Genomic DNA, 12,459 nt, shown 5'->3' on the forward strand with positions numbered 1-12,459 from the left:
AGCCTAGTTATTAAGACGATATGAACAAAATGAAGTAAGAAAAATCCTATGAGATCCATGAGCCGGAAACAATCTGAATCCCGGAAGAGGTTCCAATGCGGTCTGCACCGGCATTTACATATTCTAAGGCGGTCTCTATATCTCGAATTCCTCCTGAAGCTTTGATTTTCATATTGCCACCAATGCTTTGCTTCATAAGCTTTATATGTTCGATACTAGCACCAGCAGTACCAAAACCTGTAGAAGTTTTCACAAAATCAGCTCCTGCTTTTTCTGAAATCATACAGGCCTTTACAATTTCAGAATTGCTTAAATAACAGGTTTCCAGAATGACTTTGAGAATCTTTTCTCCAATTACCGACTTTACAGACCTTATTTCCTCTTCTACTTCTTCAGTCAAACCAGCTTTAAGAAAACCAATATTCATAACCATGTCGATTTCATCTGCACCTTGTTTAATCGCAATTTTGGCCTCTTGCACTTTTGCTTCCGAAGTTAAAGAACCCAATGGGAAGCCTACGGTAACGGCTAGCTTTACATTAGATTGTCTAATTTGCTCTGCAGCTAAATAGGCATAACATCCGGAAACACAAACCGCATAGAACTCATAATCAATCGCTTCCTGACAAAGTTTTATAATTGCCTGAGGGCTGGCTTCAGGTTTTAATAGCGTATGATCGATATAGTGATTTAGCTTCATCTTAGGGAAGTTTAATTTTATCTATTTCAACCACACCATTTGCCTTCAAGCGCATAGAGATCCAAAGGTCATTTTCGTCAGCCATAAACTGCGCAACTTCAAGATCTTCCAGGAAACCAATAAGATTGATGCCTTCCTTGGCTTCTATCTTATTTTCCAATTTACTGTTCAAGGAATTCATTTGCTCTTCCAGTTGAGGCATGAAATTAAAATTCATTTTTTCCTTTAATTTAGCGTACAACCATTTGTTCACGACAGTTTCCAATGCCTGATTTACAAGCCAGTTGTTATTCTGACCATCGATCTCATAATTTGCAAGTTCAATTTTTTGCAGTTCACGATCCAGGTGTAAACTCGCGTAGAACAAAAATTTAACCTGCTTGTTCTTAAAAAAACTAGTAAGCGTTTGCACCGTAACAGGCAGACATAAATCGTATTCCGGATTGTCACTTTTCTCAATCGTAATGTCCAGGATCTGGGCATAGTTAGACTTTTCGCCTTCCTCATTCTCTTTGCTGATGATCTCACCGACCAGTTTCTGCTTTAGAAAATCATTTAGAGCAGGATAACCAATCTTTATAGGAATGGTAATATCAAAATCGGCTTCAGAAATATTTGGGTTTGTATCAGTCATCATTTTGGAAAGTTTGAGAGATTCGAAGATATAGAAAACTTAGGTTTCAGAATGGATACAGGCGGAGTTTAGCAAAATCTTATCAAGACTGAAATACTAAAAAAGTAAAACCGAATGTAAAGTTTTATATACTTTTTGTAAAACAAACCATTCTAATTAAATCTTTTTCTATATTTGTGTCAAATAAACTTTACATCATGGAAAAATCAACGAGTAAAAACTGTACAACCGGACGCACAAAGCTCTTGGCATTATGGACCACACTTTGGGTTACATCCCTGGCAGTGGTGGTATTTGGAAATCTTTATCTATGGACAGGCAATAACACGATCACGACCATCTTACTAATCATCAATCTACTAATTGGAGTTGGAATGATCATCGCGAACATAAAGCACCTGGAAAGCCTGGACGAGTTACAAAGAAAGATTCACCTTGAAGCAATGGGCTTATCACTAGGGATTGCGCTTATCCTTGGAATTAGTTACTCCACAATGGATGTTACAAACCTTATTAATTTCGATGCTGAAATTTCGCATCTGGTAATTGTGATTGGGCTAAGCTATTTCACCGGAGTGGTAATTGGACAATACAGGTATCGATGAAAAACAGAATCAAAATTTTAAGAGCCGAGCATGATTTGACGCAGGCCGAACTTGCAAAAAGACTAAATGTATCCAGACAAACTATTAATGCTATAGAGAAAGGAAAGTTTGATCCCAGTTTACCTTTAGCTTTCAAACTCTCGCACCTGTTTGACAAAACAATCGAAGAAATTTTCGAAGCTGAAAATTGAATATAAAAAAAGGGGCCGATTCCCTACAAGTCGAGCCCCTAATATTTAACTAAATTCAAAAGCTAAAGTATCCAGAATGCCGAGCATGGTTTAACTCAATAGCTTTTATTATTAGCTCAATTCAATATCAAATATTTGTATTACACTATATATTAGTAGTTTATAAAAATTTTTCAATAGAAGCATTAACAGCACATATTTTAACATCGTGTTTAGGTTCTGCTTTAAGATATTCCCAAATAACGTGAGCTTAACAGGTCTTGTAATATGATTCGATTAGTTTTGAATTACCAAAAAAATAAGTCATGAAAAATTTAAATGTTTACTTAAGAAAGACCGGATTATTAATGCTATTCATTGGAATAGTAAGTTGTGGATCCACTAAAACGGGAGATATGACCGATCTTAAAGCTGACGCTACGGAAGCTAAAGCAGCGATGACCGCAGCAGAACCTAATTTGGCTGAGTTGTTTGCAAGTTCCGCTGGATATGCAATTTTCCCGAATGTTGGAAAAGGTGCATATATCATTGGTGGTGCTTCAGGAAACGGAATTGTCTACGAAAACGGAACAATGGTAGGATATGCTAACTTAAAGCAAGTTGATGTAGGACTGCAGGTTGGTGGAAAAGCTTACCGAGAAGTAATTTTCTTCGAAAATGAAGAAGATTTGAACAAGTTCCAAGAAGGAGATTATGAATTATCTGGAAATGCTACTGCGGTAATTCTGGAAAAAGGAAAATCTAAAACTATCAAATTTACTGATGGTACAGCTGTAGCAACTATGCCTAAAGCTGGTGCGATGGTTGGAGTATCTGTTGCAGGACAGAGATTTGGATACACTGCAATGTAATATCAGGTAATATAAAATATTCAAAAACCGACCTTAGGGTCGGTTTTTTTGTTTTCAGACTTTTCATGATGGAATCGATTACAGTCTGTATACATTATATAGATATGTGGAGCCGGACTAAGAATGCCAGCACAAAGAACTATCTAAATTTTGGTAGATTGAGTTTATAGAAATTGCATCACCAAAAAAATAATCTTTATAGTTTGAAAAACTTCTGTAATCACCTTATTATAACTTTATCATTTTTCTTCTAAAAATACCTTTAATAACTGCGGTCTCTTCTTTATGCTTCAGATCACTTCGAGTAGCGAAGTAGAGAATATTACTAACTTCTTTTTTACCAGACCACACTAGTTGAATCTTAGCGTCCCTGAGTGAATCATTTACTAGGAAATCAGGCACAATGGCGAAGCCTTTATTATTCTCTATAGATCTTATAATAGAACCAATATTTGGTAAAATATAATTCGGTTTAAAATCTACCCTCTTTTTAAAGTTTTCATACCAGAAACGTCTAAAGTGATCCATCTCATTAGATGCGCTATACCAGGTCTGCCTTTTTAATATCTTCTCCAGCTCACCGAAACCTTCATTGTCGATTAAAGAGTTTATCTCTTTTAATTCCGAACCTTTCCCAGCCACCATTACGATATTCTCTTTCGTAAATGCTTCATAGGTCGCAAGAGAGTTTTTAGTATCAAACTTAGGGGTTATGACTAAATCCAGAATGCCATTATTTAGATCTTTAATCAATTCCTGATGATCCCCAAACTTTGCCAGCAGGTTGAAATCTAAACTTGAAATTTCAGGTTCGAGTATCGTTTGAAAGGTTTCAGTACACATTCCAATATTAATGGAAGGCACTTCTACCTGGGAAGTTTTCTTGAAATGTTGTTCAGCCTTTTCAAGTCTTTTAACTGCATCCAGCACAAAATTGTAAAGTTGTTTACCTTCTTCTGTCGGGATCATTCTACGCGATGTTCTTTCAAACAGTTTACGACCTATATAGGATTCCAGTGCATTTAAATGAACGCTTACCCCTGGCTGACTTGTAAATAAGGCCTCAGCAGCTTTTGTTAAGGTACTTTTCTCATAGATCGCTACGAATGTGCGATACCATTCCATACTTACCATCTATTACTATTTTAATACAAAGGTATAAATCATACTATTTTTATGATAGTATAATAGCCTTTAATTTTGTCCCGAACTAATAATATTAAATGCTATGAAGAACATTTTTGTAATAAACGTCGGACATACTTTCGCACATTCTCCCGGCCGTTTTAATAAAACATTATTACAGAACAACACAAATTATTTCGCGAATAGACCAGGCTTTGATGTTAGAACGACTGAAGTTGGAAAGAAATACAATTTAGAAGAAGTTGAGAAGTATAAATGGGCAGATATTATAATTTACCACACTCCAATATGGTGGTTTCAGATTCCTTTTGGATTTAAGGAGTACATAGACAAGGTCTTTACTGCAGGGCATCAAAATGGAATATATACAAACGATGGAAGAAGCAGGAAGAATCCTTCTATTAATTATGGAACCGGAGGAAGTCTTCATGGGAAGAAGTATCTATTAACAACTAGCTGGAACGCACCGGAAGACGCTTTTAAGCTTGAGGGAGAATTTTTCGACCAAAAGAGTGTGGATGAAGGACCACTTTACGCTTTTCATAAAATGAACAAATTTATTGGTCTGGAATTTATCGCTTCAACGCATTTCCACGATATGGAAAAGAACGCAGATGTTCCCAGAGAACTGAAAAAATATGATCAATTTCTGAGTCAGATCTTTAATGATTGTTGAGATTTCCGCAAGGACGATAATAAACGAAAAAAGCCATTCGAATGAATGGCTTTTTGCTTAGTAGCGGGAACTGGACTCGAACCAGTGACCTTCGGGTTATGAGCTGAAATTAGAGGAGCCTCAAAATCCGTCAAACACCCATAAATGCTATGTTTTTCAGGCTTTTACATTTTTAGTGATATCAAAGAATAACAGGTAAAATGGAATTATTCTGTACTTATTCTGTACTAGTTTTTAGAATTTTTATTTATATTTAAATATCTAAAAATAAGTTCGTTATGGCCAGTATAAAAGTTGTCTTGCGCAAAAATATGATCAGGAAAGATGAAACTATTCCTCTTGCTCTTAGAATTAGTGAAAATTATAAGACAAACTACCATTGGCTTGGACACTATATTCTTGAAAAAGATTGGGACAAAAAGTTTGGAAAGGTTAAAAAAAGCCATCCTAACCATAAAAAACTGAATCATTTCCTGATGAAGAAAATGACCGAGGCCCAGGATTTGTATTTTCATTCAGAAGATGATTTGACGCCCAGGCAGATTAAAAACAAACTCAAAGGACCGGGAGGATCTCAATCTTTCTTTGCAGTAGCGGCTGAACGTGTTAAACAAAAATATGATAAAGGAACTTTTTCTGTCGCGAAATCTGAGCTGTCTATTCTCTATAATCTGGAAGAATTTCTGAACCTCAAAACCAGTCAAAGGAAAGAGGCGGTTATAAAATCAATAAAAGAGCGAAGACGAATAAGATTAAGTAAGACCAGAAAAGGTGAATATTCGTTTGAGGATGCCATTACCTATTTTAAGAGAAATACTCGGCTGGAGTTTCGGGAAATTAATGAATCATTTCTAAATAAGTACAAAGCCTTCTGCTCCACTTACCTGGGACAAAAGACAAGAACCATTACAAACCAACTTATTTTTATTAGAACCCTCTTTAATGTTGCTATAAAAGATGGGATTGTTTCTCAAAAATATTATCCTTTCGCTGGCGAAAAAGAAAAAATCAGAATTGGCTCAGGAAATAAAATTGGACTGACTGCTGAGGAAGTTATCAAAATTGAAAATCTAGCAGCGGAAAGTCATTCTTCGATATGGCACACCAGGAATATCTGGCTTGTTTCCTTCTACTTTGCAGGTATAAGAATTTCAGATGTTGTAGCCTTGAAGTGGACAGATATAAAAGATGGCCGCCTGTACTACGTGATGAATAAGAATGAAAAACCATTGAGCTTTAAAGTCCCGGAAAAAGCCATAACCATCTTTAACCTTTACCTGATGGATAAAACGGAAAACAACGGCTATATTTTTCCATTTTTAAAAGATGCTAATCAAAATGATCCAAAAAGCGTATTTCTTAAAATGAGGAACGCTACTAAGGTTTTAAATAAGTTCCTGAAACGAATAGCTAAAGAGTGTGAAATAGACAAAAATCTTTCAAACCACATAGCACGTCATACTTTTGGAAACATAGCCGGAGATAAGATACACCCCTTAATGCTACAAAAGCTTTACCGCCATAGTGACCTAAAAACCACGCTAAATTACCAAGCCAACTTTATTCATAGAGATGCAGATGATGCACTGGACAGTGTAATCAATTTTTGAATCAATTAATGATTATTATCCCAAGTTATTTTCTCTTTTAATTACTTGTAAAAGGAAATAATATTCCTGTAATGAAAGATGACCCAACTTCTGCAATGGCAAGAAGTAATATTACGAATAGAACAATTTTTTTCTTAGTTAGGTTTTTCATATTTAAAATTCAGAGCCCTCCTCCCAATTTTAGAACTGGATAAAAGTAGAAATCTGAGCTATTTTCTTTAACCGACTGTTATTAGGCAAAGTAATTTTTTATGTTCTCATTTATGGAATTCACAATTCCTCGTACTTTTTTGAAATTCTTTTCTTCTAAAAAGCGGATAACCTCATATTGAGAAACTAAATGTTCTTCCTCTTTAGTTGGCGAATAATTTTTTAAGTTTTCTGTTCTTTTTTTAAATTGCTGGTATTCGCTTATTATTTTAGGTTTATCTGAGTCAATAACTTCGCATCTATGCGACTTATCATTTCTAATTCTTCTAAGCTTAGTAATCTTTTTATCATAAAAAATTCCCTTGTCAAAATAGAACTCTTTTTCATATAAAAATATTAGTACATTAATATTTAAATCACTGATCTTTTTAACCGATTTTTTAGCTTTTTCCAGTCTTTTATAGCGACTTTTGAAAAAAGGATTTTCTTCAATTAGGACTTGTAACAAATTTTCTAAAACTGGATATTTTTTATAGTAGTAGTAATTTATTAAGTTTTCAACTTGATGAAAGGCACTAGTACAGAAGGCTATGAAAATCTCATCTCGAGTATAGGCTGTTTTTTCTGACAATAGCTTTTCCATTTCCACATTGTCTTTTCTTAGTCTGGTCTTGACAGCGCTATTTTTTATGTGATCATAATTAATTTGGTGGTATAGGAAATAATAGTTTAGAAGTAACTGATCAGTATATTTTGTTTCTCCCTTAATTAGCCTAATAAATGAAAGATGGCCTAATAAAACTTCTCTAAAATCATATTCCACTTTTTCAACTGGCTGATGTTTTTGGAATTCTCTTTCTGCATATTTTAAGCCGCCTTTCTCCCAATTATTGAGCATTGCACGGGTTTTTTGTAAATACTTTCTTTTAATATTTACTTTTCTATTAACAATAAGACCCGTTACCTCTTGGCGCTCCATTGAATTGCGAAGTCGTGTCTTGTTGTAATTCAATTGGAATTTTTCTGATTTAATAATCTTTTCGATTTTCTTTATCAACTTTTGATCGAATACATCTCGATTTGATGAAAAAGTTAGGTCATCTGCATATCTGGTATATTTCACTTTTTTTTGAAAGCATAATCTTTGGATTCTTCGATCTAATTTTTGAGTGACAATGTTAGATAAAATTGGGGACGCAGGTGATCCCTGAGGTAGCATACCATTTAAAGTACAGATATTTGCAATAAGAAAGGCTATGGGCTCTCTACTGCGTGATAAATCGAAAGGTTGTAATTCTAAAACTGTTTTGATTCGTCTAAACTCAATAGACGGAAAAAAGTTCTCGATATCAAGGTTAAGAACGAAATTCTTATTTATATGTGGTTCTGCATTGGTTCGTATATCTCTACCATATAAGAAACCATTGGTACAATCACTTTTTGAATCTTCAAATATTACTTGCAAAACTTCATTAATTAATCCCTGAATTCTTTTAAGCCTTCGGTCAGGGGCTTTAATATCGCGATTGTTTCCATTTTTCTTAGGGATTTCAAAATGGTCATATCTAGTATCCCTAGTTTTGGATAAATGGTAAACTTCTTTTTCGGTAATAGGTTTTAAAGCTTTTTTCTTTTCTTGCCCAATGGAATTTCTTTCAAAGAAATTTAAAAAAGAAATGAACTCTCCTACATCATTTATTTTTTGAAATCTTGATTTGAGATCTTGCTTTAATTTTTGATCAGAAAAGATACCAGACATATTCTCTTGTGTATGAACTTAATATTAGTTCTTCATAACTTGATATATAAGTATATATAATAACTCATATATTTTTAATAAAAAGGAGGGCGCGAAAAATGTTTATTACTATTTAGTATTTCTAATAAATATTGGGTTTACTATATAAATGATATAAAAAAGGCTATAGTAGATTTTTAAAATAATCATTCATCTTTATCCTCACTTTAGTATTTACATTTCGATATCGCAATGCATAATCAATAGTCTGGTATCTTTATTTCTTTCAAACTTATTAAAATAAAAAATTCTAAAAAATAATTTTGCCTCACGATCTCGGTTCGCCAGTTGGCGGATTGGACACGGATTTGTTAGCTTAGTATTAGTTCGTTGATCAAGTTAATTATTTTTTTAAACGCTGCCGCCTATTGGCCATTAATAGTTGTTGGTTTTAGTTTTTTAGGTTTATTTCATTTTTACTTTTTATCCAATTACAAATTCATAAATAATGATTACTATTCTTATTTTGATATCCAAAAAATCTAAATATCAGGTTCCGAAAATTCAATCTCAATTTTGGAATAATATTACCAAACAATCCTATCCCACCGATTCCAATTAAAATTCCTATCTCATTAATCTTTTCCTTCATATCTTCTGGAAGAGAATGTAGAATGCGATAAGCTCCTATTAAAATTAAAAGTAATAAAGTGTTATATGTCAGGTAAGTAATAAAATTTATTCTCTTCTTAAATCTAATTTCAAATTCTAACAAACGAGATACTTCATCGGCATCTCTAGGCAACTTAAATTGGATAATAATATCAAATGCACGGTAGTAAACGATACGTATGAAGTCGCTGTTAAATGATTCTTTCGTGTCGCACATTGCATAATATGCTTCATTCAATTGGTCATTGTTTATTTTTGATTTATCCAATAAAAAGAGAAATACCAAAACCATAGACTGATTGTTGGCTTTACTTTGATAGTTACCTGATAATAAATTTTCAAAAGTGGTAGTTACTCTACCTCTAGCTCGGCTTCGGATAACCCGCAATAGCCAGTCTTTATCACATTCAAATTTTAGCACTCCAATGATCAATGTAAAAATCAGGAAATCGTCATGTACAAAAGGAGCGGTAGGGTTCTCCGAAACTTTACGTTGTGATATTTTGACATATTGAGACCTGAAATCATCTTTTAAATTTTTTTTAATCGCATGAATAGAAGAGTAATAAATTGTATCAGATTCTGAAAAGCTACCTATAGGTAATTGAAATACCTCACTAGAAACCAAAGCAAACAAAGCAATTTGCTTTGGTTGGTTGGTTAAACTGCTTAAATAACTATGCTTCTCTTCTATAAAAACCATTTTTTACGCTTTAGGGTATAGTTTAATTTATCCGCATCCCACTCTGGTATATGTCTCATTTTTCCAAGTAATCTTGAAATAAGGTTAGAATATAACATAGTCGCAGGTTCCTCTCTCGGTAAAAAGCCCCTCCATGATAAATAGGTGAAGGAATAAATCTGTTGAGTAATATAATTCAAATCATAAAACATCAAATCTTTTAATTCTGGGTTTTCATAATTCCCCTGAGGCTTTCTTATTTTAATTTGAATAGGTGTACTCATACCATGCTTAGCCGTTTTTAATTCTCTTGCTCCTAGCATCTGCACTAAACAGGTTTCATCATCTATAAAAACATTACTTCCTCGTTGTGGGATACACTTCCCTATTGTTTGACTCGATCCATATTTTGATTCACCTAGTTGACTAGTATCAAATAAAATACTTGGATGTCTTTTACTTATTGTTACGAATGCAAACTTGATATTAAAGTGGCTTATCTCTTTAACTAACTGACTAATAACATCAAACTCCACATTTTTGATAGGTTTAAATATGTGAAAAATCAATCTTACAGTATCTCCTTTTTGCCACGCGTATTCATCTGAAAGACTACTAATAGAGTTTTTAAGACTTTTGAGTAATTCTTCAAAATAACTTTCGTAAGGAACATCCTTTACCTTATCTCCCAAAAGATATTGCCCATCACTAGACATGAAGGTTGTTATCCCTACTACACGACTACTTTCAGCACCCTTGTAGATATTACTTCTTAACCAACTATGCCCTATTCCTATTACGATTTCTCTATCAACCGACCTTTGAGCAGGCAATACCCACGGTGTTCCTCCAAGCTTTGCATAGATTTGAAGAGCTAATGGGTTTAATATATACTCTGTATATTTAGATATGGTGGATGACCTTACAAATTGCACCGGTATTTCTAAAGAAAGTAGCTTGGCTTTAATCTTATAATATGGATTATCCCTATCTGATAGAGTTTTAAATCTATCCGGTATCTCAATTATAGCAAGATGTGGTTTTTCATTATCATGATTACTTATTATACCGAAATAATCCTTTAGGTCGTAATCAGAAATTTCCTGTATATCATAATTTATATCCTGAAGTTCATATTTCTTAAGTAATCCTTTTTGGAAGTATCGGGAGTTTGCTATACCATCCTTTAAATGAGATAAGAATCTTGTAAAATCCCCTCGCTTGGCTCTATGACAAATACTAATTATTCTTGGTTTTTTTATATCAAAACTTATGCTATCATATGGGCCATAGTTAGACAATCCCATATCAGCATTTATACTATTTTTTTTTGTACCAGCATGATCATAAATGAATGTTGGTGTTTGCAAATTCATGCTATTTTGCACTTGCAATGGTGAAGTATCTACTTTAAAACAAAATCCATCTCTGTTTTGAAATAAAATTGGATTACCATCATCCGAAAAAAGATACTTTGCAATCTTATTTATTTCAGTAAACTGATTTACCGGATTTTGCTTCTTAATACGCTCATTTTTTACAGCTTCTAATATTTGATGGGATTTTTGCTCATTAATAGCAAAGTTCAGATAGGCTTGAATATTTCTCTTCGTTTTACGGATGAAGAGCTCATTTAGTGGATAGCTTTCCTCACCTTCATTTGTGGAAACCATCGCTATATTTCCACTAATAGATTTTATAACCCCTACAAAATCTTCGTTTGGAGCAAGTATATTATCTAATCCCGGAAGCGATTCTGTGTGTAATACTTCAAAGTCTACTAAATCAAAACCTTCCTGATATAGCTCCAAACACGAGATATTAAACACCCAGTTTCTGCGAATATTAACTAAAAATGCAAATCCTCTAGAATCATTAATATTTGTTTCTCGGAGTTGTACTTCGATTAGTTTTTTGAACGCAATTTTATGTTTTAATCTTTCTGGCAGAAAATTTAGAATTAAATCATCTTTATTTTGACGTGAATAAAAACGAAAAGGATAAAAATCAACTGGTACAAAGCCTTGAAATCTATCTTTAAAGGTTCTAAAAAAAATATGTTTTACCAACGATGTGGTTACCTTACCCTCGTCAAACACCGAACGCTTTTCTACCTTACCGCTAAGTTGGCTTTTCTTATCATCCTTATTGGATATAACAATCAAATTAACATCCTTAAAAAATGAGTAAAAATTATTATAATTTCGCCTCAACTCTTGCAATCTTTCATCAGAATATGTTTCCGTTAATATCTGGTAATCTGAAAAATCAAATTGTATTGGAAAGTAATTTAACTGCATAATTATTTGTCTTTATTTTTTTACTTGTGAAAATAATTTTTTCTCTGTAATTATTGCAGGATTGAGTGTTTTTGCAAACCAATTACAATTTGTTCTTTAAAAATTTTCATTCTCCTATACGCAATTGTAGACATTTCCATTTCGTATTCAATTCCTTTCTTAATTTCCGCATGTAGGTGAATTGCATTTCTTAATCGATATATGTCTTTTAATTCCTCTCCTAGACTTCTATTGATTAGATTCAATTTTATTGAAGCATCTATTTTGTCTTCAAACCTAATTGTAGTGATTTCTCTATTAATATCTTTTAAACCATTAAAAGGATCAATTAGCTCCCCAAAATTTTTTGGTAAAAGTGATACCCCAATGGCATTAATAGTAAAATCTCTCCTGTTTGCATCCTCGCTCCAATTGGAGGTGAATTCAACTTCAGCATGTCTTCCATCTGATGAAACATCTTTTCTTAAAGAAGTAATTTCAAATTTTTTGTTTTTAATTTTTGCG

11 protein-coding genes and 1 pseudogene are annotated in these 12,459 nt (G+C 33.3%); 5 read left to right on the forward strand and 7 right to left on the reverse strand.

The window, feature by feature from the left end:
• Nucleotides 1-46: 46 nt before the first annotated feature.
• Complete coding sequence (deoC, locus tag QZ620_RS05115; protein WP_295179699.1) at nt 47-700, reverse strand: deoxyribose-phosphate aldolase; 654 nt, start codon at nt 698-700, stop codon at nt 47-49.
• A gap of 1 nt (nt 701) precedes the next feature.
• Nucleotides 702-1,337: a DUF4403 family protein gene (locus QZ620_RS05120; RefSeq protein WP_295179701.1), complete on the reverse strand. Its 636-nt coding sequence runs from the start codon at nt 1,335-1,337 to the stop codon at nt 702-704.
• Between the two features lie 194 nt (nt 1,338-1,531).
• Between QZ620_RS05120 and QZ620_RS05125 the strand changes: the two genes are divergently transcribed.
• The 3 genes from QZ620_RS05125 (at nt 1,532) to QZ620_RS05135 (ending at nt 2,981) form a co-directional block, all read left to right on the forward strand.
• On the forward strand, nt 1,532-1,939 hold the full coding sequence (locus QZ620_RS05125; protein ID WP_295179703.1) for a hypothetical protein: 408 nt from the start codon (nt 1,532-1,534) through the stop codon (nt 1,937-1,939).
• A complete protein-coding gene (locus QZ620_RS05130; RefSeq protein WP_295179705.1) occupies nt 1,936-2,130 on the forward strand; it encodes a helix-turn-helix transcriptional regulator in 195 nt (64 codons plus the stop codon). Before QZ620_RS05125 ends, QZ620_RS05130 begins: the two co-directional genes overlap by 4 nt.
• 305 nt (nt 2,131-2,435) lie before the next feature.
• Nucleotides 2,436-2,981 carry a lipid-binding SYLF domain-containing protein gene (locus QZ620_RS05135; RefSeq protein WP_295179707.1) on the forward strand — a complete coding sequence of 182 codons (546 nt, stop codon included), beginning with the start codon at nt 2,436-2,438 and terminating at the stop codon, nt 2,979-2,981.
• Between the two features lie 228 nt (nt 2,982-3,209).
• On the opposite strand, the gene QZ620_RS05140 is transcribed toward QZ620_RS05135, so the two are convergent.
• Nucleotides 3,210-4,115, reverse strand: a complete 906-nt coding sequence (locus QZ620_RS05140; RefSeq protein ID WP_295179709.1) for a LysR family transcriptional regulator — start codon at nt 4,113-4,115, stop codon at nt 3,210-3,212.
• A 94-nt stretch (nt 4,116-4,209) separates the two neighbouring features.
• Here QZ620_RS05140 and QZ620_RS05145 point away from each other — a divergent pair, with 94 nt between their 5' ends.
• Together QZ620_RS05145 and QZ620_RS05150 are read left to right on the forward strand one after the other, a co-directional pair.
• Complete coding sequence (locus QZ620_RS05145; protein ID WP_295179711.1) at nt 4,210-4,803, forward strand: NAD(P)H-dependent oxidoreductase; 594 nt, start codon at nt 4,210-4,212, stop codon at nt 4,801-4,803.
• A gap of 278 nt (nt 4,804-5,081) precedes the next feature.
• Nucleotides 5,082-6,413, forward strand: coding sequence for a tyrosine-type recombinase/integrase (locus QZ620_RS05150; RefSeq protein WP_295179713.1), 1,332 nt, complete (start codon nt 5,082-5,084; stop codon nt 6,411-6,413).
• 232 nt (nt 6,414-6,645) lie between these two features.
• Here the strand turns inward: QZ620_RS05150 and QZ620_RS05155 are convergent, their stop codons facing one another.
• From QZ620_RS05155 to QZ620_RS05170, 4 genes and pseudogenes are all read right to left on the reverse strand, one after another.
• A complete protein-coding gene (locus QZ620_RS05155) occupies nt 6,646-8,322 on the reverse strand; it encodes a reverse transcriptase domain-containing protein (protein WP_295179715.1) in 1,677 nt (558 codons plus the stop codon).
• Nucleotides 8,323-8,800: 478 nt separating this feature from the next.
• The gene (locus QZ620_RS05160; RefSeq protein ID WP_295179717.1) at nt 8,801-9,676 is read right to left on the reverse strand and encodes a hypothetical protein; all 876 of its coding nucleotides are present in this window, start codon (nt 9,674-9,676) and stop codon (nt 8,801-8,803) included.
• Nucleotides 9,664-11,955, reverse strand: coding sequence for a Piwi domain-containing protein (locus tag QZ620_RS05165; protein WP_295179718.1), 2,292 nt, complete (start codon nt 11,953-11,955; stop codon nt 9,664-9,666). Before QZ620_RS05165 ends, QZ620_RS05160 begins: the two co-directional genes overlap by 13 nt.
• 50 nt (nt 11,956-12,005) lie before the next feature.
• A pseudogene (locus tag QZ620_RS05170) lies at nt 12,006-12,459 on the reverse strand (hypothetical protein); the annotation flags it as partial.

Source organism: uncultured Christiangramia sp., assembly GCF_913046405.1.
Taxonomy (GTDB): domain Bacteria; phylum Bacteroidota; class Bacteroidia; order Flavobacteriales; family Flavobacteriaceae; genus Christiangramia; species Christiangramia marina.